Origin of the sequence: Sutterella wadsworthensis (genome assembly GCF_003315195.1) — a bacterium.
Taxonomy (GTDB): domain Bacteria; phylum Pseudomonadota; class Gammaproteobacteria; order Burkholderiales; family Burkholderiaceae_F; genus Sutterella; species Sutterella wadsworthensis.
This window is the reverse complement of sequence record NZ_QNRV01000032.1, coordinates 1-26,226: the sequence shown is the minus strand read 5'-3', so window position 1 is coordinate 26,226 and position 26,226 is coordinate 1. Positions and strand designations below refer to the sequence as shown.

At 51.0% G+C, this 26,226-nt stretch carries 18 protein-coding genes; 12 read left to right on the top strand and 6 right to left on the bottom strand.

Annotated elements, in window-relative coordinates; all coding sequences use genetic code 11:
• Window positions 1–1,440: 1,440 nt before the first annotated feature.
• Window positions 1,441–1,578: a hypothetical protein gene (locus DES29_RS12530; RefSeq protein ID WP_021995540.1), complete on the bottom strand. Its 138-nt coding sequence runs from the start codon at window positions 1,576–1,578 to the stop codon at window positions 1,441–1,443.
• A 211-nt stretch (window positions 1,579–1,789) separates the two neighbouring features.
• On the opposite strand from DES29_RS12530, the gene DES29_RS12390 reads away from it, so the two are divergent.
• Window positions 1,790–2,155: a hypothetical protein gene (locus DES29_RS12390; protein ID WP_170126130.1), complete on the top strand. Its 366-nt coding sequence runs from the start codon at window positions 1,790–1,792 to the stop codon at window positions 2,153–2,155.
• Between the two features lie 376 nt (window positions 2,156–2,531).
• Here DES29_RS12390 and DES29_RS10535 read toward each other — a convergent pair whose 3' ends face one another.
• Window positions 2,532–3,245 (bottom strand): DNA-3-methyladenine glycosylase family protein, encoded by a 714-nt coding sequence (locus tag DES29_RS10535; protein ID WP_330872813.1) that lies wholly within the window; start codon window positions 3,243–3,245, stop codon window positions 2,532–2,534.
• A 1,140-nt stretch (window positions 3,246–4,385) separates the two neighbouring features.
• Between DES29_RS10535 and DES29_RS12685 the strand changes: the two genes are divergently transcribed.
• The 4 genes from DES29_RS12685 (at window position 4,386) to DES29_RS10520 (ending at window position 8,260) form a co-directional block, all read left to right on the top strand.
• A complete protein-coding gene (locus DES29_RS12685) occupies window positions 4,386–4,520 on the top strand; it encodes a hypothetical protein (RefSeq protein WP_269089627.1) in 135 nt (44 codons plus the stop codon).
• A 574-nt stretch (window positions 4,521–5,094) separates the two neighbouring features.
• Window positions 5,095–7,308, top strand: a complete 2,214-nt coding sequence (locus DES29_RS10530) for an autotransporter outer membrane beta-barrel domain-containing protein (RefSeq protein ID WP_249031208.1) — start codon at window positions 5,095–5,097, stop codon at window positions 7,306–7,308.
• Between the two features lie 271 nt (window positions 7,309–7,579).
• Window positions 7,580–7,756: a type II toxin-antitoxin system RelE/ParE family toxin gene (locus tag DES29_RS12645; protein ID WP_236578954.1), complete on the top strand. Its 177-nt coding sequence runs from the start codon at window positions 7,580–7,582 to the stop codon at window positions 7,754–7,756.
• A 150-nt stretch (window positions 7,757–7,906) separates the two neighbouring features.
• Window positions 7,907–8,260: a helix-turn-helix domain-containing protein gene (locus DES29_RS10520; RefSeq protein WP_236578953.1), complete on the top strand. Its 354-nt coding sequence runs from the start codon at window positions 7,907–7,909 to the stop codon at window positions 8,258–8,260.
• 261 nt (window positions 8,261–8,521) lie between these two features.
• On the opposite strand, the gene DES29_RS10515 is transcribed toward DES29_RS10520, so the two are convergent.
• Window positions 8,522–10,312, bottom strand: coding sequence for a gluzincin family metallopeptidase (locus DES29_RS10515; protein ID WP_113854866.1), 1,791 nt, complete (start codon window positions 10,310–10,312; stop codon window positions 8,522–8,524).
• Between the two features lie 282 nt (window positions 10,313–10,594).
• On the opposite strand from DES29_RS10515, the gene dcuC reads away from it, so the two are divergent.
• The 6 genes from dcuC to DES29_RS10485 all read left to right on the top strand — a co-directional run bounded on the left by dcuC (window position 10,595) and on the right by DES29_RS10485 (window position 22,544).
• Entirely contained in the window at window positions 10,595–11,986 is a 1,392-nt protein-coding gene (gene dcuC, locus DES29_RS10510; RefSeq protein WP_113854865.1) for a C4-dicarboxylate transporter DcuC, read from the top strand.
• A 32-nt stretch (window positions 11,987–12,018) separates the two neighbouring features.
• Window positions 12,019–13,821 (top strand): M3 family oligoendopeptidase, encoded by a 1,803-nt coding sequence (locus tag DES29_RS10505; protein ID WP_021996033.1) that lies wholly within the window; start codon window positions 12,019–12,021, stop codon window positions 13,819–13,821.
• Between the two features lie 56 nt (window positions 13,822–13,877).
• Window positions 13,878–14,990 (top strand): porin, encoded by a 1,113-nt coding sequence (locus tag DES29_RS10500; protein WP_113854864.1) that lies wholly within the window; start codon window positions 13,878–13,880, stop codon window positions 14,988–14,990.
• A gap of 953 nt (window positions 14,991–15,943) precedes the next feature.
• Entirely contained in the window at window positions 15,944–19,255 is a 3,312-nt protein-coding gene (locus DES29_RS10495) for an autotransporter domain-containing protein (RefSeq protein WP_021995566.1), read from the top strand.
• A 640-nt stretch (window positions 19,256–19,895) separates the two neighbouring features.
• On the top strand, window positions 19,896–21,737 hold the full coding sequence (locus DES29_RS10490; RefSeq protein WP_236578952.1) for a CocE/NonD family hydrolase: 1,842 nt from the start codon (window positions 19,896–19,898) through the stop codon (window positions 21,735–21,737).
• Between the two features lie 132 nt (window positions 21,738–21,869).
• Window positions 21,870–22,544, top strand: coding sequence for a TetR/AcrR family transcriptional regulator (locus tag DES29_RS10485; RefSeq protein ID WP_113854868.1), 675 nt, complete (start codon window positions 21,870–21,872; stop codon window positions 22,542–22,544).
• Window positions 22,545–22,704: 160 nt separating this feature from the next.
• Here the strand turns inward: DES29_RS10485 and DES29_RS10480 are convergent, their stop codons facing one another.
• From DES29_RS10480 to DES29_RS10475, 3 genes are all read right to left on the bottom strand, one after another.
• Complete coding sequence (locus tag DES29_RS10480) at window positions 22,705–23,526, bottom strand: hypothetical protein (RefSeq protein ID WP_021995569.1); 822 nt, start codon at window positions 23,524–23,526, stop codon at window positions 22,705–22,707.
• A gap of 44 nt (window positions 23,527–23,570) precedes the next feature.
• The gene (locus tag DES29_RS12640; protein WP_236578951.1) at window positions 23,571–23,711 is read right to left on the bottom strand and encodes a hypothetical protein; all 141 of its coding nucleotides are present in this window, start codon (window positions 23,709–23,711) and stop codon (window positions 23,571–23,573) included.
• 206 nt (window positions 23,712–23,917) lie between these two features.
• Window positions 23,918–24,823 (bottom strand): LysR family transcriptional regulator, encoded by a 906-nt coding sequence (locus tag DES29_RS10475; protein ID WP_016474354.1) that lies wholly within the window; start codon window positions 24,821–24,823, stop codon window positions 23,918–23,920.
• A gap of 155 nt (window positions 24,824–24,978) precedes the next feature.
• Between DES29_RS10475 and DES29_RS10470 the strand changes: the two genes are divergently transcribed.
• The gene (locus DES29_RS10470; protein WP_021995571.1) at window positions 24,979–26,013 is read left to right on the top strand and encodes a threonine aldolase family protein; all 1,035 of its coding nucleotides are present in this window, start codon (window positions 24,979–24,981) and stop codon (window positions 26,011–26,013) included.
• The last annotated feature ends 213 nt before the right edge of the window (window positions 26,014–26,226 follow it).

Here is a 26,226-nt window from a genome sequence, read left to right as displayed (position 1 = left end):
TATTCCTGCCTCGCGTCGGCGCTGTTTTGAATTGCTCCAGCTTTCTGAACCACCGCGGCGATTCGAAATGTAGAGCAGGTAACCCGTAGTTCAGGTGTGTAGGTAAGGGCAAACCTAACAGGGTAAAGAGATATCGGATTTTTTCTGGATAGCTTTTGTTTTCTAAGCAATGCGATCTTTGAGTTTATTAGCTTTCAGATAACGAGGCTCCATAATGGCCTTCATTAAAGAATTGTTGGACGAGGCGGTGAGCGTGAGCAGCTGTTTTGTTGCGTCGACATGCCATACGCGTCATCAGGCTCAGTGACCAAGCTTCGCTATTAGTGATTTTTGTATGATTTGAAGGATCCATCTCGGAACGGAAGACTCTGGGAATCATCTGTCCAACGGTTCGGCATTGGCGCAGAAGAAACTGAATTCAGCAGGCCGCAGATGAATTGGTGAATGCGACGGTAATGGATCTGCAGGAACGTTTGCTCAGAAGGCATTTACTTGCAAGCAAAAAATCTCAAATACTCTTTACACATCAATTAGATAATTGATGAGTTCCAGCAAGCATTCAATGTTGAAGCCTAGGAAAAAGAAAAAACGATAGTAAACAATGAATCGCTTTTCTGTATAATTTTGGAACCACGAAACAGGATAAATCTGTCGAGTCAGTCTCTGCCTCTTTGGTTCGGAGCTCTTGAGCTTAACCACCAGCTCTCAGCAAAGAACAACGGCTCCGGCCGTTGAGGTCCTCGCAAGAGGTTATTACGACAAAGCCCGGTGATTGCGACACCGGGCTTGCCAACATGAGGAGATATGTGATGTTAGGAGCATCTCTGTCCTCGTGGGAGATTATGCCACACACGATACTCGTGTGCACCGGTGACATTCATGTTGACGGTGTTCTGGCGGCGGTCCTTGTGATCGCTTGGTATCTAACCACGACGCGGCGTTAAGCAAGCCGCAGAACGGCTCCTCCCGGACAGCGGAAACCCCAAAGGAAAGGAGGAGTCCAGCGGTGACTATTCGCCGGCAGAGCTGCCGCAGAACAATCGTCAGTAGCCTTGGATTTACGGTGCAGTGGAGCGTGAGGAGGAAGCGTGTCACATCCAGAAGGTCACGCGCTGATTATCGGCACGATGGGTTCGGGCAAAACTCGTTGCTTTGATCTTCTAATTTTTTGGACGTTTCTGCGAAACGGTCTTCATCATTAGTTGGACGAGTGACCGGGATCTGCGCGGCGTCAGCATGACGCATTGGGGTTCCGCTGATAGTTAGAGAATCAACATGCTGACACAAAACTGTATGAGTTTGCCGTACTTGTTTAGCCGACGTCGCTGAAAAGGGCAGAGAAAGATTAAGCGCGATTGCCTGAAAATATGTGGTTTTGATGACGAGCTATATTCGGGTGTGACGCAAGAGGGGCCGTCCCGAAGGGACGACCCTAGTGCCTTAAGGCTTCTTGCGGATCATAATCCACAGCACTATCACGATAACGAGCGAGAGTCCATCCAGATGGACGCCGCCGTCAATCGCGATCGATAAGTGCTGTGGTATGATCAAACACGAAGCAAGGGTTTGGTGTGTCATGACCGTTCCTTGCATCATTGACTTAGCCCGCCCGCAAGCGGGCTTTGTCGTTTTTTTCCACCCTTTGCAGAGGCTCCATCCACGGCTTACGCCATGAATTCCTTGCCCGGCCGCGGTAGGTATGGATGGGCAGGCGGCATGCATGCCACCTTGCTTCGTGTCTACGGGGTTATGCCATGTATCGAACATCCCATTGGTTGGTTCGATCAGTGTGAAGCTTCATGGCAAATGGGATAACTTAACGTTCAGTCGCGGTTCATCACGCCTTGCCGCCGATGTGATAAGTTTTTTGAGAATTGCAGGCCTGTTGCAGTCGGCAGTTTTTCTGATCACGATCCCATACGTCATCTATCATCTTTGCCAGTCTCGTAATAATTTCGTTTTTGTTTGGCGGTTCTGCTTTAAGGATTGTCACTCGCTGCATGACTTTGGAGAAACTGCTTTGATTGACGGACAAACCGCTTATTGCTGGATTGCTGGGTCGTTATTTGGGATTATTCTCATGATTCTCTATGTATACGTGTGCCGCAAAGAGAATCAGGAGGCTCAAAAGCACAAGGATCAATCCACGAAATAAATCTGAAGGCACGTTCAAGGTCGAGTTCTACAACAACGAGCTCCCGTGCTCAGTAATCGACGACCCAACGTCAGTGCGGTTTTATGGCCCCCTTTCTGGAGACTTGACGCGAGTATCTCGTACTCAGTCTGTTCAGTGACATGTAACGGCTGGACACGCTGAGGTGTTGCATATTGCACAAAAGCGATTTAATTCGCAATCGCCCCGCCGATGCTGTCAACTGGAATTGAACAGGTTAAAACGCATTTAAAATTTACTTTTTCAATCTGTCCAAAATTCCAATGCCAGTTCAGATTGGGGCGACCTTCTAATGAACTTTAGTTAATAATTTGTGTTTATAGATATTTGATTTCTTATAGATCATTATGGAAGCAAATTACTTTATTCGACACTTGAGGAATTCTTTTTTATGATTTTGTGCATAATAAAAAATATATTGTTGCATTATTCCGGCATTTGCTCCGTACGATGTAAGAGGATTATTCCCTCCATAGTATTTATCGATAACCTTTTTAATCCAGGTATCAGTCGGGATTAGGCCAGTTCTTCCGTATGAAAATAATCCGACACAATTGGCAATCTTACATCCTACACCTTTAATCTGCATTAAAGTATTTACGAGGTTAATATCAGAGTATTTTTCAATAAATTTAAGATTGACTTCACCGGACATTACCTTGTTGGCAGCATCTTGAATATATGGTAATCGGTACCCTAACTTGCATTCTTCAAGTTCTTTTGGAGATGCCTTGGAAATTTCGATAGCAGATGGGAACAAATGGATCGTTTCATATGGTGTAATTATAGGTTTCCCAAACTTTGATGCTAAAGATTCTAATGATGTTTTTATTGCCTTAATGGACTTACGTTGTGAAAGAATGAAAGAGATAAGAGTTTCCCAGGGATCCTGCTTTAGTATCCGTATGCCTTGACCACAATTGGACGCGCGATGCAAAATACCATCTTTTGAAGAAAGGGATTCTCTCAATGATTTATAATTTCGGTTCAAGTCAAAATATGGCTCCCAAATGGAATACCATTCATCGTTCGAGCAACTGACATTATATCTTCCTGAACTCTGTTTATTGATATATAAGATATGGTTTCTAATGATAAACCTATAAATATTATTATCAATTTTTTTTCACTCGGAAAACTTGACCACTATTAGCTATTGTCTGAAGATTAAAATCATCAGTTATGTTAATTTCCATTTTCGACGCCATGAGAAGTTGGTAAATTCAACATCAATACTTCAGTAATTATATGATGTTTTCAAGAAGAATATGTCGCCCTGTGCTCCTTACAACGTTAATGATGTGACCTCATCCACCTTGCATGAAGATAAAAGATGCCAAGAGATATTCTCGTGCAATGTAGACTATAAATATTTAGAATAATACATCATGATAACGATAAAACGGAGAAAATACAGCAGAGTTACTGCTTCCGAACTTCACATACTTCTGTTCTGGTAGCCTATTCAAGAGACAGTATCAAATATGGTACTGAAGCCATGATTGGCTCATGGTTAAAGACCTCCTGTACTATCCGCGTTATTTCTTCAGATAGTTCTGACATTGGTTATTGTACCGATTACAGTATTATCTGTAATCGCCATGATGACTGCATCGATACTGCATGGTCGAAATGGTGATTCTCTATGGATGCGGGTCGATCTCGGATGTCTGATCTCTGTCTACATTTTTTTTTGTGATCGTGACACAAGAATTGAACCCTCTAGGCAGATCGAACAGAATCAAACACAAGTCACAATAACGTAACGTTAGTATCAACACATTCTAATTGTCATTTCGGAAAATAAAAGCAACTCGCTTTTTGCACTTCGACTCGGTCCGACAGATTCCCAAGATTGGCTTTCATAGCTTCAGCTGACTTTGGTGCGCTATTTAAAGTTTTATTCATGGATTAATTAGATGTGCATAGATGAATAAGCCCCACATTACGGCTCGAGCCGACATATCGCAGCATTTACTAGCTCGGACAGTAGATGAGTGTTGAACGTATTTCCGTATTTCTTGGGTTAGGTCTGGGAATCATGCTTAATCAGGTGTTTGAATGTATATAGACAGCATTATGATTGCGATACTTCTATTGAATATTTCACCGTCTCCACTCTAACGAATATCTAAATCATCTATTCAATTGATACCTCTTCGGTGACTTCTCAGAAAACGTAAATGCTTTCACGCTCGGCGTGCGCGGAGAAGTGCTCACCAAAGCCCGTCAGGTCAACATTGTTCCGCACTTTGGTCTGAGCTTCACGCGTCTCTTCACCGACGGTTTCACGGCAGGCTTCAACATCAACGATATTGGGTCCACAAGGACAATCAGTTTGGCCTAGACGACTGGGCTTTCAACATGTTGAAGTCAGTGCATACAGAACCCGTTGTTTTCTCTGAAATCTTCGTGAATGATGGTCATCTGATCATGTCGGACATTCAAAAGCGCTGATGTTTCAGAACTGCCAAAGATGCTCGGATATCAAGCGATTCCAGGATGCTGATATCGCTATTTAGAACAGAATCAGTGCTGTTTTATTAGGATCGCGAAAGTAAACGACAGTGTTAAAACAGCAACAAAGTGATCGGAAGAGGGATGATTCAGGGTCACATATGTTTGTTTTCATTGATGTAATCAGATACGGTAGTTAGTTTTTATATGAAAACATGTGTTTATTTATTGCTGAAAGCCGATGGAATGCGTAGAGTTGCAAGAGGTTCGAGATTTAAAGAAAATACTGTACGAGCGAAAACGTGCGGACGTTTCGTCGACCCGAATTCGTTTTATCTTCAAAGGGACAATAAACATGCAGAAGAGTACTCTGGCTCTTGCTCTGGCTTCGATCATAGTGATGGGGGGGGGGGAATACCGCTGTCGCGGGAACCCCGAAATACCTGAACGATCAGGTGGACAAGGTGGGTCATGGTATCGATTGGACTGAAACAGTCTCCGATACGAACGAAAGGGTCGCCTTGGTGAATGATGGGAAAGCGCACAGCATCACGGGTTTTAATGTCATCAACATACTCCATAATGCTCCGGGTAACAACGGTTCCTGGAAGGCTGAGAATGGCAGTACGCTGAATATTTCTGCGAATGAGATCAGGCTCTCACAGAAGGCGGTGGACGCTGGCAGGCCCAATCTTATTCATGCCATCGGCGGAACAATCAATATTCAAGCGGTCAATGATGTTGTTCTGGCGGGTGAGGGTGAGAGTGGTGCTGTTGTCATGACCCAGGCGTATTCTAACAATTCCGCTCTGGCCAATATCACCTCGACTGAAGGTAGCGTGACTATCAAGTCGAACGATAGGGGCGCGATCAATGCTGGTTTGCTTAACAAGGACCTGAAAGGTCTTACCACGACGGTGATTATCAATGCGGCCAAGAATGTGACTTTGGCAACCGGAGCACCTGATAGGGCAGCTGTACAGTTGTTTAATCAAAATATGAAGCCGAATGACGAGTGGAAGGGCGATGCAGGCAACGCCAGCATGACAGTAACGGCTGGCGAAGAATTGAATATCAGCGGTGGATTGGGTGTGCAGTCTAAAGTTACATTGGGTGAGTCCTCGCTGAAATCTTCATTTTCTGCCGGGAAGTCGATTAATATCACGACGGCTGGATCATCCTTGATTATGGATGGGGATGCTACTGAGGGCAGCAATTCCGTCGCCTTTGATGCGCCTGAAGTGAACTTAGCAAGCACCAATGCAGGGGTTTCGACCATTAATGTGTCGGAGCAGAACACCAGTATCGCTTTTGGCAACGGCAAGACTTCAAGCGTTGTAAATATCACGTCCAATCAGGGCAACGCAGTCTCCGTCACTGCTGAAACTTCCGCCTTGGCCTTCACCAACTCAACGGTTAATGCCGACGGGGATGTTTCTTCTACGGGTGTGATGAACCTCACTGATACGACCTTCAACCTTCTCAACGATTCGACCTTCACAAACGCCGTTTTGAAAGGTTCCAACAGCGCGATCGTCGTTGATGAGATCGCGGAGGGTTCAACCGCTGTCAAAATCGACGAAAACAATGTCAAAGACTTGCAGGTGGTTGCCTCATCCGGCCTCAACGATCAGTACGTCACGGCCGCTGCAGCCGCAGCAGCTCTGGCAGATGCCACGGCCGTCACAGACGGCACCAACGGGTCTCACACCCTCAAAGGGCAATCCGGTGCACTCTCAGATACTTGGGTTGCTGATGCGGACGGTACGATCACTACGATCTCTACGAACCAGTCCTTGGATGCATTCGGCAACTACAACGCTATGACGCTTGTCCAGTGGCGCAACGAAGTGAACCACATCAGCCAGCGCCTTGGCGACGTTCGTGATTCCTCGACGACGATTGGTGCATGGGCCCGCGTCTACGGCTACGACAGCTCCTACGACGACAATGTGTCGATTGACTTCAAAGCCAATTCGATTCAGGCGGGCGGTGACTACCGCATCAACAACACCTGGCTTGTGGGCGGCGCTTTCAGCTACACGGACGGTGAAGGCAAATTCTCGAACGGTTCCGCTGATTCTGACGGCTATTCGCTCGCGGCGTACCTTTCCGGGTTCTTTGACTGTGGAGCGTACGTTGACTTTGTGGGTCGTATTGGCCGTCTCTCAACGGATATCACTGCCTACAGCGATGCGAGCGAATTTAAGGGGTCCTACAACAACACGACGTTCGGACTTTCTGCTGAAGTGGGCTACCACTGGAAGCTCAACGACACGTTCTATGTTGAACCTCAGGCCGAACTCGCTTACGGTTTCGTAAAGGGTGATGATTTTACCGGCGCCAATGACGTGAGAGTTGAGCAGGATGACTTCCAGACGCTGGTTGGTCGTCTCGGTGCTCGTATCGGTGCGTCCTTCGCTGATGGTGCCGGTACGGTCTACGCTCATGCATCCGTCAATCACGATTTCCTGGGTGATGCAGACTACACGGCGTCGCTTGGCAGCGTCTCCCGTGATCTCAGCGTTGACATCGGCGGAACTTGGGTTTCCTACGGTATCGGCGCTCAGTTCAACACGTCGAAGAACTTCAATTTCTACGGCACGCTTGAACGCGCGAACGGTTCGGAATATCAGGAAGACTACCGTTATTCGGTCGGCATGAGCTATCGCTTCTAAGCCGCTCGAGTTTCAATAATCAATCTCTGCCATGCCGCATTGGAAAGATGCGGCATCGCTTTCGCCCTCGGATCTTCGGGTTCGGGGGTTTTCTTTAGATCGAATGCGTGAAGTTGTGGGTAGTCAGGTTATCTTCCAAGCAGTTCTGCGGGATCGTGATAGTGAAGTACGTAATAGATAGGCTTTCATGCTATAGTATTGCATACTATATCTCTTCATCATATGGTGATGGTTGATGGCAATTTTGGCTTTAAAAGGAGTTGCGAGGGCAATGCGTAAACTTCATTGCTCGGATGAAATGATGGCAGCAGCCTGTGCCGAAATTGCAGCAGGGTTGACAGATGCTGATTTAGGTTCAAATTCATTTAAAAAATGGATCCCTATTGAAGAACGAGGTAAATCGGGCGGTTTGCGAACAATTATTGCTAGTTGTTTCAATGGGCGATAGTTTATTCTTGCAATTTGGGTAAAGAGTGATCTTGCCAATATTCCTAGTGATCAATTGCGATGTTTGAAACAGCAAACTGCACTTCTTTTAGAGCTAGAAGATGCGGCAATCAAAAATTGATTGCAAAGGGTTCTTTAGTCCAGATTTTAGATGAATATTCGTCAAATCAAGGAAATTAAGATGACTGTCAAAATATCAGATGCGTTGAGTGAAAGTATTAATGATCTTAATGAAATTCTCTATTCACAGAAATTGATTGATAAAAAAGAATATGAACGTGTTAGTGCGCGATTTCCGTTGGTCGCAGTGTCAACAGAAATGGATGGGCCTAAGTTTGCTCAAATTCGCCGAAAATTAAATTTATCTCAGGCGGCGCTGGGGCAGCTCCTGGGTACATCAGTTTCCACTATTTCAAAATGGGAATGCGGGAAAAATCCAATAATTCCATCGGTTATCGTTTTAATGAATGTATTAGACAAGCATGGTCTAGCTGTTTTGATGTGAATTTAACTTTAGAGAACTTGGAAGCTAATCGACTGAAAATACCTCTTTCGTTATCCTGCTGAGGGCTTGGGACATCCTGGAGAGCCTTAATAGCGATTTGCAAGGTGTTTGGAATCGTCGAATTACGCAAGAGTATTGCCTAGACTATTCATCCGCAGAATCGAGGACCGCCATTCATTCAATGTGTTACTCACTCGAGAAGCCAATAACAGCAATCTCCCCGCCGGCGTTGGTTTCCTCTCCTGCAGGACGGGTGACCGTCTATGAAGAGAAATAATCCGGCTTGTTTTCAAGCCGCTTGACAGGCAGAAGCGCACGGTCTACTGCTCTGAGCCAGAAAGCCTGACTGGCGAGGTCAGCGTGCAAATGTTTCGCCGCAAAGTCGTTGGCTGGAAGCGTGGCGCTGTCAATCCATACTGATTTGAGGTTGGCTCCGGAGGCGCTGGATCCGTGCAGCTCGAACTGATCAGCCAGCACTTGTGAGAGCAGAAAACCAAAGGTGTATTGCCAATCGTAGAAGACGGGCTGCGTGCGATAGAAGTGCGTTTTATAGGCCCAGACATAGCGGTCTTCGCCCACTGAAGCGTCCCCAAAATAGTGACGCCATGACTCGACGGACAGTTTGTTTACCGTTTCGAGCGACAGCAGACCTTTCTGACGTTCAAGGAGAATGTGCTTCAAAAGACGGTGGCGCGCAGGGATCGTGAGCAGGCAGTTGGTGAGACGTTTGAGCATCTGCCAGCGGTGAAGTTTTTCCTCCGGCGTATTCTCCGCGGCACGCAGCAGCGACCGGGAAAGAACGGTTTCACAGAAGTTTCCGGCGAGTTCCGTCATTGCAAGCATCGGCACTCGCGCAGGAGCGGGGGCCTGGTGAAGCACCTGCATATGCCAGGCCGCGCCAAGGAGGTGTGACAATGCCGCTTCACCCGAGAGCGTGGGAAGATAGTTTGCAAGAATCCTGACGGCGTCGAGAGCCGGCAGATCATCGCACCAAGTGCCGCCGGTTTTCATCGACTGACCATGTGCGTCAATCCAACCAGAATGTGCAGCGGTGTCGAGGAATTGAGTGAATTCTGGGTCGAGCTGAGCAAAAGCGCATTTCAGATCATCAATGGCACCCCAAAAAAATCGGCCTTTTGTATATAGCGCGTCTGGCGACGGCGAGAGGAGATTCCAAACTCTCATTGGACCATCGCCGAAAGCGCGCTGCCGAAGCGAAACAGCCAGCCGAATGCGCGGCAGCCGGGCCTCCAAGGCATTAAAGAGTGCTCGGTAGACGCGCAGATCCATGCGTTCAGAACGCATGACATAGGGAAAGAGCTCTTCTCCGGCGAGCTTTAAGAGCGCAAGGTGAAATCCTGTGTGAGCGTTGAGAACATCCAGAAAGCTCGGAGAGTGTGATGCGAACCAAGCATTCATCGCTTCAAAAGTCGTGCGCCTCAATACAGGATCATCTGCATTTTTGAGGACTGCAATGCTTGCGCCGAACCCCTGGATACGCGAATGGCCGTCAGAGTCCTTGACATTGAGCGCCATAGTGCTCGTGAGGTGGGTGTGCAATGCGCGGACCGGTTCGAGCACCGATGCGGAAACATCATTTGCAAAAGAGACTTTGTCGGGCGGCAGGTCGTCGAGAATGGTGCCGCGCAGGCGTCTGGCCTCTTTCCAAAGACGCAGTTCGGGGTGAGCGCTAAAAATGGGGTCATTGGACGCACGCCCAGCCAGATCGTGAAAAATGAGCTCAACGAGTTTGTTGAGCTCTGCGGCTTTGTGTCCGATATCCCCCCTGGCTTTGACCGCTGCCGTATCCGCTGCAGAAAGACCAAGATGTGCGCGGCAGATCGTCCGCAGCGTCTTCACGAGGTCTTGGCCTCGCGCAAAGAGCTGGAGGACTTCCGGATAGGTTCCAGGTCTCTCGGCCGCGGCTGCCGTAGCTCCAGCCAAAGCGCCGAGCGTCACGTCGAGACTGAAGGAGAGTTCCTGAAACTTGGCGCTGCGGACATTGGCCGCACCGTCGTCAGCCCAGGAGGGCAGGGCGTTGGTTTGTTTCATAGAAAAAGCGGTGGTAGTAGAACCACCTATCGGACAAGGGTTAACGTCAGTGTGACAGAAATTGGATGGTGCTGGAAGGGGGCGGATCACCGCATTTTGCTCTGGCTCTAAGCAATGGGAGGTACGGGAGTACCCCCGGAAGCAGTCTGACCATCCCGACAAACCCTAGGCAGGGTGCAGGCGGCTGAGCAGAATGGAATGCATTGAAAGAGTGCAGCGGGCGTAAATACCCGGAAAAACACGACCCGGATCCTGGCTGCAGTCTGATCTCAGGAGACTTTCATGGCCGGAATTATCTTCGGTTGCATCATACTCGTCCTCGTCGGATGGGCGATCGTAAAAGGGAAGTACGCGCCCTTTATTCTCATTGCAAGCGGCGTTGCCATGCTTGCTTTCTCTGTTTTCTTTGATACGGGCACATTCATGCCCAAAAAAGCGCTTCCGACTGGAAACGACTACCTGAACATCATCGAGTTCATCCGCTACATGTTCTCGACTCGTCTCGCCGGCCTGGGTCTCCTCATTATGACGATGGTGGGTTTTGCCTCCTATATGACCCATATCGGTGCGAATGATGCTTTTGTGAATATCGCGATCAAGCCGCTTTCAATCATCAAGAGCCCTTATGCGCTGGTGTTCCTGGCCTTCCTTCTCGGCAAGGCGGTCTCCATGGTGATTACCTCCGCAGTTGGCCTCGGCGTGCTCTGCCTTGCATTGATGGGCCCGGCGCTTGCAGCCCTCGGCATGAATAAGAAGGCAATCGGTGCGGTTTTTGTCACGTCCGGCGCAGCTTCACTCGTTCTCATCGGCGGCTCAACTGCGGCTGCCGCGAAGGCCTGCTCGCTCTCGATTCTTGATTACGTTTTTGTATTCAAAATTCCCGCAGCGCTTCCCACCGTTCTGGTTATGGGTCTTGCCCATGTTTTCTGGCAGAAGTATCTCGATCGACGCGAGGGCTGGAATCCCCAAGAACATATGGGCGAGCAGCTTGTCTTTGAAGGCGAGGATGTGAAGAAGCCGAGCACTGCGGCGCCGAAGTTCTACGCCATCCTGCCTTTCCTGCCGATGATTTTTGTGGTGGTTTTCTCCCGCTACTGCATCGACTCCATCAAACTCGACATCACAACCCTGATGTTCTTCTGCGTTGCGATTGCGATGATTTGTGAAGCTGTGCGCTGGCGCGGCAGCATCGAAAAATTGGGGGCCGGACTGAAGGCGTTTCTCATGTCCATGGGCAAGGCCATGTCCGGTGTGGTGGCACTCGTTATTGCAGCCGGTATTTTTGCCGAAGGCTTCAAGGCGCTCGGCATGGTGGATGCGATTGTTAACCTCTCGAGTGCAGTCGGTGCGGGTGCGATCGGCATGTCCATCCTTTTCGTAGTGATCACGACGCTCGTCACCATCATTACGGGGTCGAACGGCGCGTCCTTTTACCCGCTGATCGAAATGGTGCCGAAGATCGCCAAGGACATGGGCGTCAACCCGGTGATGCTCGTTTTGCCGATGCATCAGGCTTCAACCATTGCCAGACCGCTTTCGCCAGTTGCCGGCGTTGTGGTCGCCATTGCTGCAATGCTCAAAATGTCGCCGCTTGAACTCGTCAAGCGTGCAAGCGTGCCTTCGATCGCAGGCCTGATTGCTCACCACATCTTCGCTTTCTGGCTCTCTCTTTGATTGATGACTTCGACGAATAGGAAATAACAAAAATGACGAAGGATCTGCAGAGCATTCTTCAGGCTCCTGAATGGTCGATGGATGACGCCTACGGCTCGGTCGGTTCAGAGAAGTGGAATCGAAGCATTGAACGCGCGGCGGCACTTCTTAATGCGCTCCATTCCATGGAACGGCCCGTTGCCCGTGAGGCGCTGGCTGATCATTTCAAAGAGTTCGATGAAGCCAATACATTAATTTCGTCGCTCGCCGCTTTTGCGAAGTGTCAAGGCGCAAAGGACGCGGGTGATGAAGAAGCTTCTGCAGCAACAGGTGCTGTGGGTACGCTCCAAGTCAAACTTGAAGCCGCGGCACTGCCGCTCTTTGAGGCGGCTGAAGCCCTGCCGGCAGACGATGCGCTTTGGCAGTCATCGCCGCTCGCTGATTGGCGCTTTGTGATTTGCGAGCGAAAAAATGAGTGGCACCGAAAGCTCTCGCCGAGCGACCGTGAGTGGCTCTCTGACTTTGAAGAAAAGTGTTTTCTGCCGCTTGGGGCTGTTTTTAAGACGCTCCAAAAAGGGGTTGACTTCGAGGCTGAGAACAGTCAAGGCGAATCTGAACGTATCCGTGCAGCCAAGCTCGTATCCGTCATTAAAGGGGCGCCTGACCGGACATTGCGCCGAAACGTAAATATTGGTCTTGCGAAGTCCTATGGCGAACGAGCTGAACTTTACGCAGCGCTTCTCAATGAACTTCATGGCTTCAGGCTCGCCGCTTTCGGGCGGGCAGGCGTTGATGCCGCGGATGTATCGCTCGCGCAGAACCGCATGAGCCGAGGAGCGCTTTTTGCCATGCGGGAAGCGATTGTGCGCCATCTCGACGAGATTCGGGAGGCGGTACGTCTGAGAGCGCCTTATTTTGAAAAGGGTGCGCGCAGGCTCGCCGTGTACGACCTGATGGCGCCGGCCCCCCAGCAGGGCAAAAACGCGGTCCCAGCGCTGATTCCTTATGCCGAAGGCATTGACATTGTGAAGAAGGCTTTGGGCGCCGTACATCCGGAAATGTCGGATTTCATCGAATTGATGCTTCGCAACCGCTGGGTCGATGCGGCGCCTTCGGATAAGAAAATCGGCGGAGCCTTTTATTCGCGCTTCAATGAGTTTCGGATCCCGCGCGTCTTCTCAAGCTATATGGGCACGATTACAACCGTGCTGCAGCAGGGACACGAACTCGGGCATGCCTTCCATTACTGGATCATGCGCGATCTTCCCGTGGTACAGACAGAATTCCCCATGACGCTCACCGAAACGGCAAGCACCTTTAACGAGGCTTTGGTTCGGCGCTACCTTCTTGAGCATGCCGCGAGCGACGCCGAGCGTTTCTCCATGCTCTGGCAGGAGCTGCGCAGCGCCGCGAATTTCCTGCTCAATACGATGGTGCGTTTTGACTTTGAATGCGCCTTTATTGAGCAGCGAAAGGCGGGAGTGGTCCCCGCCAAGCGCTGTGTCGAACTGATGCGGGAAGCTTGGGGAAACTGGTACGGCGATTCGACCGAGGGGGCCGATGACTATCTGTGGGCCTATAAGCTCCACTTCTATAAGACTGACCAACTTCTCTACAACTATCCGTACACCGTGGGCTATCTGCTTTCCTCGGGGCTCCTTGCCGAACTCGATAAGCGCGGTCCTGATTTCATGCCTTTTTACCGCGCAATGCTGCGTGATACCGGACGCGACACGGTCGACGGCATCGTGCGGCGTCACTGCGGTGCGGATGCTGCGAATCCCGCTTTTTGGGAAACCGCCATGCAGGCGCCGCTCGCCGCCGTGAAAGCGTTCGCGGCGCTCAGCAGCAAATGACCGATATGAAGCACTCTCAATTCCAAAACTTCAACCGTTTCCAAAGGAGGAAAACCATGAAGCATACTGCACTCCACCTTGCAGTCTTTGGTGTTCTGGCCGGCGCAGCGCTTGCTGCGCAAGCAGCCGATGTTCAGATCTACGGCCGCGTCGATGCAGGCTTTCTTTACGAACATAAGAAGGGTGAAGACACCTTTACTCAGAAGGCTGGCGGCCGTGCACACAACCGAATCGGCTTCAACGTCGTTGAAGATCTCGGCAACGGCGTGAAGGTGAAAGCTTATTTGGAGAACGGTTTTTACATCGACAACGGCCAATTTGATGACAGCAAAGTGCTCTTCAATCGCCGCTCGATTCTCGCTCTGCAAGGTTCATTGGGTGAAATCGGCTTCGGCCGCATGGGCACGGTTCAGTCCACTGTGGCGCCTTATACCATGGGCCTTATCAAATATGATCCGTTCGGGACGTCATACGGCAATGCTTCAATTGGATCAACTTTCTCCAATACGAGCCGGACGAACAACACCGTAACTTGGGTCTCACCTACGCTGAATGGGTTCCGTGTGGGGGCTTCGTATTCTTTAGGCGACAAGTCTGACGACCTTTATGAAAATCTTGCCGACCGCAGACATACGGGTGCGCTTGCTGTGGACTACACCGGCAAGGATGTGTACTTCAGCCTGAACTACGGCAATGTGGATTACGGCAACCAAGAAGCGAAGTCCAAGGATTCAAACGGGCAGGCGATTTCTTTTGGCGGCTGGTACCGCTTCATTCCGGAAGCAAGAGTCTTCTTTGGTGCTCAGTATTCAACCCATTGGGAAAAGGGTGCCGGCCTCTCGAGTTCAAAAGTGACAGTGGCAACGGCTGCTGAACAAAACGATGGGTGGGAGGGCTACAGCCTTCTGCTGGGTACGGATTACGTGATCGGGAGCCACAAACTGATCGGCGGCGTTCAGTACTACGACGGCGAACTCAGCGGCAATTCCGACTACAACTTCCGCCGCACCGTTTTTTCGGCTGCTTATGAGTACAAATTGGCGAAGAAGGTCTGGCTCTATTTTGCGGCGACACATTCCGTGGGCGGCGGGGATCTGAAAGCGGCTGCAGATAAGGAGGGCCTCACCAAGACCACACAAGTCTTTACGGGTCTTAACTTCAATTTCTGATGATGTGTATTCGGCGCGCTTGATTGGCCAGCATAGAAATGCTTCCTTTTTGGAGGCTCCCCCTTCTTAAGGGCAGTGAAGGTGTGCCATTTTATTTGTCAACGCTAAATTGACATAACCTATAAATTATTAAAAGCACGCGAGGGAGGTGAAGAGCTCTCTCTTGCAAGGCAATCAGTGCATTCTCTTCAATCTTGATGAACTTCGTGTTTCGAGTCTATGGCTGGGATCACGAAGTTTTTTTATTATTTGCTCTATCGTAATTAAGAATGTTTTTTTCATAATTTATTAAATATTGATATTTATTATTTTTGCTATATGAAATATGTTTCTGCATTATAAAAAATAAGTGATGACAGGCCGGTTTTGAGAACCATTTAATTGTTTTCGTGCGTTGTCAACATATTGATGGTTTCAACGACTCATATAAGAAGATGCGTTTGATAAAGACGCAGAGGGGAGGTTGTTCAAATGTGTGCTTACAGGCCGCATCTTTAAATCCTGTATTACTGACAAATATTAAATTTCTTTATAAATAACATAATGTTGTGATGAAGGTGGGCCTGCCTTGGAAGTTATGTATCAACTGATAGTCAATATCTAACAATAAAATTATTTTATTAGACACATGAAGCTAACCCCTAGAAAACAATAAAAAGTTAAGTAAATCTCATGCACACTAATGCTATAAGTTTACGTTTATAAATTTCTAAATCATTTAAGACTAATTTCGTGCAAGTTGTGCTTTCAAAAGGAGGAAAAGTCAATATTTTTTGTGAGATGGGTATGTTTTTTGGCTGCTAAACGACGGCATGGAATACCCTTTGACTCTGGTTTAAATTGATTGATGTCAATATTAATGAGGAGGGTGATGACAGGATATATTTTGTCTTTTACTGCGTGAGTAGGAAAGACAAGGACCAACCAAAAAATATTCCCAGAGGACAATGAAGATGAATAAAACCTTCAAGACGAAGTGGAGTTCGTCGCGTCAGCAATATATTGTTACCGATGAAAAGCATGTTCTCAAAGGTAAAGCATCCAAGAATACAGTGACCTTGGCTATTGCAGCCGTTCTTGCAATTGCGTCCGGCACTTCTTCGGCTGCGTATGTGGAAAAAGGTGTTGTAGGCAATCAGGCATCGTGGGAAAGTGCTGAATATCAAAAGGACTGGGGACTGGCAGCGATGAATGCCTCAAAGGCCTATTCTCTCGGCTTTAACGGTCAGAATGTGGCTGTCGGCGTCATGGATTCCGGTGCTCTTTTACAGAAGCATCCTGAGTTGGCTGGAAATCGTTTTCATGCCTCTTCAGCCCAGGGCAAGTACGGCTCGACCGGTAATCGTTATCAGACAGGCGTCAGAGGAATAGGCGACGTCTTCAAAAACGGTGATTACAAGGAGGGCGAATCCTTTAATTTAGACGGCAACTTTATTGCCGAAAAGAACGACACTCACGGGACGCACGTGACGGGAACTGTAGGTGCCAATCGTGACGGCAGTGAATTTCATGGCGTAGCTTGGGGGGCCAATGTCTACGTCGGCAACTCCGGCGGAACGGACAACACCAACTATGGTCCATTCCAAGATTACAAGTACTTCCATGCAGCTTGGTCGTCTCTCGCGCAGGATTTAATTGCCGCAAATGGTACTGAACGCGGCGGTGTCATCAACAATTCCTTTGGTACCAATCTTCGTTATGGTGCTTCGGGCGGCACGTCGCTTCCAGTGAACTCTACTGCGCAGACGGAATATGAATACTTCCTCTTTAAGCAGGTCTATGGCGATAAAAAAACGTTTGTTGATGCAGCTTGGGATGCTGTTAAAGGCACCAATGTGGTTCAGGTCTTTACAACTGGCAACCGCGATTTTGCCAACCCTTACTATCGCCCGCTGTACCCGTATTTTTCCCCCGAAGCAGAACGGAACTGGATTGCAGTAGCTGGTCTGCAGAAGGATGGTGTCGGAACTGACGGTAAAGACACGTATAAATGGATCTCAAACTTCAATGAAGCTGGCAATGCGAAGTGGTGGACTATTGCAGCGCCGGGGCGTGATATTTACAGCAGTATCGTCTACGACGATCACTACGAAGATACTGATGCCCTGCATCCTCTGGGCACGCCGGGATATGCCTCTTACGGCGGTACATCCATGGCGGCGCCTCACGTCTCTGGTGCTATGACTGTTCTAATGTCTCGCTATCAGGATATGAATGCTATCCAGGTCCGCGACATCCTTTTCACGACGGCGCGCCATACTAATACGGACGGCTCTCTCTTCACTGGTTGGACTGCTGAAGACGGTGTGCCTGATGTTCTTTACGGTTGGGGTACGCCCGACTTGGATAAAGGCATGTTCGGTCCCAGCCAACTTCTGGGCAAGTTCGAATACAAGGTTAACAACCTGGACGTATGGTCGAACGACATCAGTCAGAAGGCTCTCGATGCACGCAAAGTTGAAGATCAGGCCTGGATGAAGGCCACAACGAACGGCACCGATACATCGGCAGTCTATGAGCTCGGTGAGGCTTATACCGGTATGAAGAATATCGAAAATGCCGTTATCAGCAAAGAAGATGCTGAGAAGTGGCGTCAGGAGTACTACAAGAAGCGCGCAGAAGCCATCCAGAATAAGATCGACAATGCTCTTTATGACGGATCGCTGGTTAAGAACGGTGACGGTACGATTGTTCTGACCGGCAACAATACTTTCCGCGGCGGCGTCACTCTTAATGAGGGCAGCCTTTATGGTTTCAACGACTCCTTCGGTATCACGGAGACCGCTGCGGGCAAGGCCAATGGCCTGGTCACCGTGAACGGCGGCAAGTTTGGCGTTGTCAATAAGTATGACGACAAGCTCACACTGAAAGGCACAATCACTGACGGCGCATCTGATCATTCCGTCGATGCCGTGATCAATGCCGGCGGTACATTCCTTGTAATGGCCGGTCAGGACGTTGAGATGGGCACACTAACCTTCAAGGATGGTGCAGGCTACAGTGTCAGTTCGACTGACATTGATGTACTGAAAGCCGCTTACGAAGGTAATGCTCAAACGGGTACTGTGAAGCTCGATAAGCTCACAGGTCTTGATGCTGCCGCTGCGAACCCCGACTATGCGCTCTTCAAAACTGAACTCACGTTCGACGAGACGAGCTCAATTCTGACAGGTACGCTTTCGGCAGATAAGAGTCTCTCATTAGCAAACTATGGGTCTGGCAACGGCCGCAAGATCGGGCAGGCGATTGATGCTGAACGCACCGGCGCTCTTTTCGAGAGCCTCCTCAGTGCCTCGAAGGCTCAGGTCGAATCGACCTATGCGTCTCTGGGTGACGATTTCTATCTCAACAGCCGCAATGCTTCCATCGTCAACGGCTTGACCCTCACACGCGCGGTGAAGGATCAGGCTGCCGGCATCGGTGAAGGCCGCGTTGTTGAAATGGCCGACGGCAATGGCCGTCTATGGGCGACGGGCATCGGCGCCTGGAGTTCCATTGACTACGGCAGCTCTGACATGGACAGCAACTTCTATGCCGGCCTTATCGGCGCTGAGGTTGATGTCGCGGATTCGACCAAGATCGGAGTTTTCTTTGGTGCTGGAACAACGGAGAACAAGGCGGGGAGCTTCAAGGTTGAAAGCAACGACATTCATGTTGGGCTCTATGGTCTGACGAACGTTGAAGACATCGCTTCAATCCATTATGGGTTCATCTATACCCATCAGTCTGCCGATGCGAACCGCACGCTGACTGTCAAGGATCTGGCGGGCTACAACAAGTGGTCGGGCGACGCTGATGTTACGCAGATCTTTGCTGAAGCTGCCTTCAAGGGTTTCAACACTGCGGCGTATTCAGTGGAACCTTACTTCGGCCTCGCATGGATTCATGCTGAATCAGACGGTTATTCCGAATCTGTCGGCGGCATGACTTTCACAACGAATCCTGAAGATCAAGACCTGCAGGTGAGCTCGCTCGGTATTCGAGCCGGTGTGCCGTTCAGCTTCGGTGCTGCCAAAGTTACTCTGAAGGGCGATCTTGCCTGGAACCACTTTTTCGGCGATACCGAAGCTGAGGCCCGCATGAATCTCGCCGGTTCGGGTACAGCCTTGATCAAAGGCGGAGAGCTCTCCGACATGGCGACGGTTGGTCTGGGTGTCGAAGCTCAGCTCAGCAAGACTGCCACGTTCGGACTTTCCTACACGGGTGCTTATGACGGCGATGTAACTATGCACGGTTTGCGGGCCAATCTGCGCTTTGCCTTCTAACTGATAACGCCTTATTCGAACTGGTCGACGTCTTGAAACGGCGACAGGGGAATTAGGCGATTAAAGAAACAGGACCGCTTCAGTTTGAAATGACTGAAGCGGTCTTTATGAACGCCGGCAAAGCTGGAGCAATGTTCAAGGAATAGGACTACATCGGGGTTGGCAGCCAGATGGTTCGTGGCGTTTGACCGTTGGCCGAACAAGCACTGAAGATTCAAACGTCACGCCATTCATGTTTATATGGCGAAAGGCTTTCGAGCCCTTTGCGCATGGGTGCATAGAATGAACGATATCGAGCGTCTAGATCAGCGTCTGCTGCTGACGGAGTCTGACAAAGGGCACAACGCGAAGCCATATTGAATTTAGAAAGCCCAATCAAAATTATCAGAATTGTGTTGGCATTTGGCGATTGGGCAGGGACTGCCGACAACTTTCTGGAAGCAGAAGAGGCTGCAGCTGACAATCGCCGCCAGATAGGTGTATATTCTCTCCATTAAATAAACACATGTTCATTTAATGGAGAATGAATATCATGTAGCGCAGAACCCTTCTGACTTCCGCCGTCGGGGCGGCCGTCGCAGCGACCTTTAGCACGACTGCAGGAGCCGTACAGAATCGCGTTACTGGATCACTGCCCAATGTGATTGATAAAAACATCCGCATTTATGGCAACGACGCTTATCCCGTGCCGCACCGTCGTGCCATGGAGATCGGCGCCGTGCGCGCCCGCATGCCGCACGACTTCGTTCCGGGCAGGCGGTTTCTGCTGAAAAAGGGTGAAATAAGAACGCCCGGCGGAGCGCCGCTTGAAAGCGATGTTGTGCTTGAAGAAAATGTGGCCCTGAAGATGCGCGACGGCACGACCATCTATACCGATGTCTTCCGCCCAAATGATGACGGCCGCCATCCCGCGATTGTGGCCTGGAGTCCCTACGGCAAAACCGTGGGCGGTCAGCGTCTGGATGACGTTCCCAAACGTTCCGGCGTTCCGCAGAATGCTGTTTCTGGGCTCGAGAAGTTTGAGGGCGCCGATCCGGCTTTCTGGACAGCGCAGGGCTATGTTGTGCTCAACCCTGATCCCCGCGGCGTGGGGCATTCTGAAGGCGATATTTCCTACTGGGGGCGTCAGCTTGCTGAGGATGGATATGACTTCATTGAATGGGCGGCTGCGCAGTCTTGGAGCAACGGCCGGGTCGGCATGGCCGGCAACTCCTGGCTAACGGTTTCGCAGTGGTTTATCGCTGCAGAGAATCCTACGCACCTTGCTGCCATTGCGCCGTGGGAAGGTTTCTGCGACCACTTTGAAGAACCGGGTACGCGAGGCGGCATCCCCGAGCCTGGGTTCCCGGAAGTGATCATCAAAACCTTTGCCGGTCCGAACTACATTGAGGATCAGCCGCGGATGATTGCCACGCACTTGGTAAAGGATGCGTATTGGGAAAACATGGCTGCGCGTTTGGAAAAAATCCAAGTGCCCGCTTATGTGGTGGCGAGTTATACCAATCCGGTGCATACACACGGCTCGTTTGCCGGCTTTATGCGGATTGCCTCCAAAGATAAGTGGCTTCGCGTCAACAACACCAATGAATGGTATGACCTTTATTCGCCGAAGTACCGTGCGGAATTGCTGGCCTTCTTTGACCGTTATCTCAAAGGTATGGACAACGGATTTGAAAAGACGCCCCGCGTGCGTTATTCAGTGCTCGACTCGGGCGGCACCGCAGAGCGGGTGGATGTGCCTGCTGAGAACTGGCCGCTGCCGGAAACAACGCTTAAACGTCTGTATCTGGCCGAGGACGGTCGGCTGACGGAGTCTCTTGCGGCGAATGCCTCGTCCCTGCAGTACGATTCGGCCTCCGGAAGCGTCAAGTTCCGCTATGTCTTCCCAGAAAATGCCGACGTGGTGGGATACATGCGTGCGAAGCTCTGGATGGAGACGCCCGAATCTGACGATATGGATGTTGAGGTGGTGGTCCGCAAAGTGTCGCCGACCGGAGAAGCCCTCCATCGTCCGATTCCAGAGTTTATTGCTCCCGATGCCGTCGCAACGGGAAGACTGCGTGCTTCGATGCGTGAACTCGACCTTAAGCGCACGACTGAGCTCGAACCCTTTTATGTCTACAAACACCCGAAGAAGCTCCGTCCTGGCGAACGGGTGCCGCTCGACATTGCGGTCTGGCCGATGGGCGAACATTATCGAAAAGGGGAGGTCTTGGAGCTCGAGGTGCGCGGCGTGAAGATTGTGCCCACGACCTTTGAAATGGGATTTGGCCGTCATCCCATTCCGGTGCCCGCTGCCGGCGGAACCTATGATCCGTTGCACCCGCCTGTCATGGAGGTGTTGGGAGGCGATGTGCCGGTGCCTCCGAGTGTTTCGGCAGCGACCGTGCCGACGCCGGCTTCGGCCAATCACGGCGCTCATATCGTTCATTTTGGCGGCGCCAATGATTCGTGGCTGCAAATTCCAATTTTGAAGATTTAAGCTCTTAGCGGCCAGTTCTGAGCCTCGAGGCGTTAGAGTTGAGTATTCCATCGTTCCCAGCTGAATCCAATGAGCCGGAGCGATGGAGCTGCTTTCATTTTTGAATGCCTGCATATTGAGGAACAGAGCATTATGGGCTCCAGCGCAAGACCAACGCAGACCGAAGGAACCGCCCGCCGACGCGGCAGACGTCCGGCCTCCGAAGTTTCGGGCCGCTCAATACTGCTTGAGACGGCGCAGCGCCATTTTTCACGCTGCGGGTTCGGGGGCACGTCGCTCAGAGCGATTGCGCGGGATGCCGACGTGACGCCGGCTTTGGTCTGTCAGCTTTTCGGCAGCAAAGAGGGACTCTATGATGCGCTCCTTGAGAAGCTCGCCTTAGATCAGCAAACACAGCTCGCCGAACTCGTTCGTCTTGCGGACCTTGCAGAACGTTACCCCAAAGCCGCATTTGAACGCTGGGTGCAGATGCTGGTTCAAATTGGTCCCGCCATTTCGGATGTTCCTGCATTGCTCATGCATGAGGTCGACCCCATGCCTGAGGAGCACGACAATGGGGAAAGCCGCATTCCGCGCATTACTGAAAAACTGGTGCGGCCTTTCAAAAGAGCCTCCATGCCCATACTGAATAAGGCCTTGGAAGCAGGCATTATTCGCGGTACCTCGCCAGACTTGGTCTTTTCGCTCCTGATGGGGGCCGTTTCTGCGACGCTCTTGGCGCCGCAGATATCCGGAGAATCCCCGGCAGCGAATATGGATTTTCGCGAACGAGCTGCGGAAAACCTTTTATTGCTGGTTTTGAAGTGAGATTTTCGCTCACCCTAAATGATCGGCCGGAGGGATGCCTAAAACCATCGGGTTCCCCAAAATGAAGACCGCTGTTTTCTGCGGCTGGATCTTGTCCTCACGCCTTTAGAAATTGCGGGATTAGACCAAGAGGTCCAGCCGAAAGCTCGAGATCAAGCGGTTATTTGGCGGCAGTGGTTTGGGTTTGACCTTGGAGAGGTTTCTTTTCTTCCTCGGAAGAAGGCTCTTCCGTTTCATCGTTTTGGGGAATGATGAAGAAGTTCACACGGTCCTTTTCGACAAAGAACGGAGGGTTCAATGCTTTCTCCGGCGCCGGGCCTTTGCGGGTATTGATGTAGGCGTAGACATACTCTGGGAGGTCAGGCGCCGCAGCCATCATGGCCTTTGCCCAATCGAATTTCGGCTTCAAAACAGCGTCGCGGAACTTGAGCTGAACGTCCTTTCCTTGGATATACCAGACTTGAATCTGCGGGTCGGTGAAGCGCGGCGTTGAAATCTGCGGCGCGAAGGTCCAAAGGCCGAAATTGACAATTTCGATGCCGCACTGACCCATTCCCAAGAGGGTGTCCTTCCAGGGTTTGCATCCCAATTCTTCGTTGACGACCTCAATCCCGGCTTCATTGTTGCCGGTCCCCGTTTTGTCGATGTGGTATGAAATCTGATAGTCCTTGAACTGATCCTGCTTCTTGAGTGATTCAGCGATGGCAGGGATGGCCCTAGCAACGAAAGCGTTGACGGCGGCTTTCCTGTCCTGAGCTTCTTCGGCGCGGACGTATCCCACCAAGCTGTCGGGCGTCGGATCGGTCGAAGGCAAGAGGAGCGACTGTGCGAGCCAGAGACCGAAGCCGATGTTCCAGTCGGCTGTTCCCGAAAGGATGCCGCTCCCTGCAACATTCCCGTGGAGTGCCCCCCAGACGGCGCCGTCAAGCAGCATCGATCCATCGCTCGTCAGCTTGACGTCCTTCGGCGCAGGGCGATCCATGATGTGCTTTACGCCGAATTCCGTTGCGAGATTATTCGCTCGGCTCAATTTTTTTGATACTGATATTCGGGCGTGTGTTTGGCGGCTCTTTCGGGATCGACGGGGCCGGTGGAAACGCAGCCGGAGAGGGCTGCTGCTGCGGCAGCAGCAGTCAAAGAAAGAAGAAGGGCGGATTTATTCTGCATGACGGGCGGGTTTAAGGATTGGGCGAAGTTTTTCTTGGGCGAAAACTGTTCTGTGTGCCAATCAGCGATTTCTATCGACACAATAGCGGCCAATCATACAGCAAATGTATACGAAAGCAATATTTGTAATGCTGAGCCTCGGGAGGCTTTTGAGATCATTTCTAACAATCGGTGTTTTTCTCGTTCTGAAGGGAAAAATGAAGGCTTTATTCGGCGGGGAGTGCCGCTCCCCATGGACCTTTAGGGAGTTTTTCCGCGATTTCTCGAGCCATAGAAACGAGGCGCATCAAGGCCGGCGAGGCGGTTTCAAGCGAAGGGAGGGCCAGTCCCAGCGCAACTCGTTCCTGCGGATGAAAGGGCTTTAGGACAACATTGCCTTTGAGGTTGATGCTTTGCAGCCGGTTGTTGACGGAGACGCCTAGTCCGGCATTGACCATGGCATAGGCTGAATACGGGTCATTCGTCTGCAGATGAATTTTCGGTTCAATTTTGTGGCGGGTGAAGAAGTCATCAATGTCCGAATTGTGATGAAGCCGCGGATAGATGAAGGGTTCTTCGGCAATTTGCCTCACGGTAACGCAGTCGGCTTGAATCAAAGGATGCCCGGGCGGCAGCAGCGCCACAAACTCTGTTTCCATCAGCGGGAAAAAGTCGCCGTCGTAGGAGTGCTGAGAAAGAAAGGCGCAGTCGAGCGAGCCGTTTCTCAGCCGCTCGATGAGTTCGGCATCTGCGCCTTCAACCGTTGAAAGCGTGATGGCTGGATAAGCATCGGAAAACTGCTTGAGGAGCTGCGGCAGCCAGGTTGTCGAAATGCTGAAATAGGAGCCGATGGTGAGTGAACCCGTTAATAGTCCCTTCACAGCGGCAATTTCCTCGTGAACGCGGCGTTCGGCAGTCATCAAATCTCTGAGGCGGGCGATGATGGGTTCAGCGCCTTTGGCCGGCACCACGCCGCGTCGGCCTCTGAGGAGAAGCGTTGTTTTGAGTTCGGTTTCGAGCGACGAGATCTGACGGTTGAGTCCCGACTGCGTCATGCCGAGTTTTTCGGCTGCGAGCGAAAAGGTTCCGCATTCAATGGCGGTGAGGAGGTACTCAACTTTTTCCAGATTCATCGAACGTCAGCCCGTGAGGGAAGAGGATACTTATAGTGATTATTTTGCACATCACATGTTCATTCAGGGCATTTTACGCACAAGGCGCTTCGGCATAAACTTCTTTTCCATCGTTGAATTCAGATTCGTTTTCCCCATTCTTGCGGAGCTTATTTATGCTGAACTTTGCCTGTGACTATCTCGATGCCGCACACCCCAAGGTATTCGAGGCGCTCATGAAAAACAACTTCGTGAAGACAGGCTGCTATGACGAGAGCGAAAGCGACTGCTTTTGCAATGCTGCCCGTGAAAAAATTCGCGCTGCCTGCGGCGTGCCGGATGCTGAAGTTCGTTTTCTTTCCGGCGGAACGCAGACCAACAAGGTGGTGATCAGCACGATGCTCAAACCCTGGCAGGGCGTGATTGCGGCCCGAACGGGTCACATTGCCGTGCATGAGGCTGGCGCCATTGAGGCCTCCGGTCACAAAGTGATCGAGATTGCTGAACAGCAGGGCAAAATTTCTGCCGAAGCGGTCGATAAGGTTTTTCGCGCTTGGCACGGTGACGGCAACCGCCTGCACATGGTGGAGCCGGGCATGGTCTACATCACGCAGCCGACGGAATACGGCACCGTCTATTCGCTCGCGGAACTGACTGCACTATCGAAGGTCTGCCGCCGCTGGGGCGCACCGCTTTATGTTGACGGCGCACGGCTTTTTTATGCATTGGGTTCCGCCTCGAACGATGTAACGCTTAAGGACCTGGCTCGTCTCACCAACGTCTTCTATATCGGCGGGACCAAGTGCGGTCTGCTCTTCGGCGAGGCGGTTGTGTTCCCCAAGGCGGGCACGGTGCCGGGGTTCTTCACGCTGATGAAGCAGTACGGCGCCATGCTCGCCAAGAGCAAGGTGCTCGGCATCCAGTTCGATGCGCTCTTTACGGAAGAGCTTGGCCTTCACCTCGGCCGTCACGCCGTGCTTCAGGCCGACCGCATCCGTGAAGCACTGACGAAGAAGGGCTATGAACTGCTTTTCGGCAGCACGACCAATCAGATCTTCCTGCGGCTCACCAATGCGGAAGCTGATCGTCTGGGGCAGTCCGTCGCAATGAGTTTCTGGGAACGGCTTGATGATGAGCATGTAGTGAAGCGCATTGCCACTTCATGGGCAACGGACCCCAAGGATGTGGATGCATTGATCGCGCTCTTTTAAGCGCCGCATCTCGATCTCGTCACATGCATCTCACTGTGGCTGACTGCAGTGCGGCGGCCTGAGGCCGATCGCTAAAACAAACGGCGGGCGCCTTCTTTTGAGGAGGCCCCCGCCGTTCTTTTTGTGCGCCCGGCAGCGCACGTGTGATTGTGTGGTGAAAGTCCACTGTCCGCCCGGTCGCGGGAAGGACTAGCAACTCGGCAGAGTCGAGGA

What these genes read in the sequence shown, in the direction of transcription:
- DES29_RS12530 (WP_021995540.1), bottom strand. Translation starts at nt 1,578, where the DNA reads ATGACACACCAAACCCTTGCTTCGTGTTTGATCATACCACAGCACTTA.
- DES29_RS12645 (WP_236578954.1), top strand. Translation starts at nt 7,580, where the DNA reads ATGCGTAAACTTCATTGCTCGGATGAAATGATGGCAGCAGCCTGTGCC.
- DES29_RS10520 (WP_236578953.1), top strand. Translation starts at nt 7,907, where the DNA reads ATGAATATTCGTCAAATCAAGGAAATTAAGATGACTGTCAAAATATCA.
- DES29_RS10515 (WP_113854866.1), bottom strand. Translation starts at nt 10,312, where the DNA reads ATGAAACAAACCAACGCCCTGCCCTCCTGGGCTGACGACGGTGCGGCC.
- dcuC (WP_113854865.1), top strand. Translation starts at nt 10,595, where the DNA reads ATGGCCGGAATTATCTTCGGTTGCATCATACTCGTCCTCGTCGGATGG.
- DES29_RS10505 (WP_021996033.1), top strand. Translation starts at nt 12,019, where the DNA reads ATGACGAAGGATCTGCAGAGCATTCTTCAGGCTCCTGAATGGTCGATG.
- DES29_RS10500 (WP_113854864.1), top strand. Translation starts at nt 13,878, where the DNA reads ATGAAGCATACTGCACTCCACCTTGCAGTCTTTGGTGTTCTGGCCGGC.
- DES29_RS10495 (WP_021995566.1), top strand. Translation starts at nt 15,944, where the DNA reads ATGAATAAAACCTTCAAGACGAAGTGGAGTTCGTCGCGTCAGCAATAT.
- DES29_RS10485 (WP_113854868.1), top strand. Translation starts at nt 21,870, where the DNA reads ATGGGCTCCAGCGCAAGACCAACGCAGACCGAAGGAACCGCCCGCCGA.
- DES29_RS10480 (WP_021995569.1), bottom strand. Translation starts at nt 23,526, where the DNA reads ATGGATCGCCCTGCGCCGAAGGACGTCAAGCTGACGAGCGATGGATCG.
- DES29_RS12640 (WP_236578951.1), bottom strand. Translation starts at nt 23,711, where the DNA reads ATGCAGAATAAATCCGCCCTTCTTCTTTCTTTGACTGCTGCTGCCGCA.
- DES29_RS10475 (WP_016474354.1), bottom strand. Translation starts at nt 24,823, where the DNA reads ATGAATCTGGAAAAAGTTGAGTACCTCCTCACCGCCATTGAATGCGGA.
- DES29_RS10470 (WP_021995571.1), top strand. Translation starts at nt 24,979, where the DNA reads ATGCTGAACTTTGCCTGTGACTATCTCGATGCCGCACACCCCAAGGTA.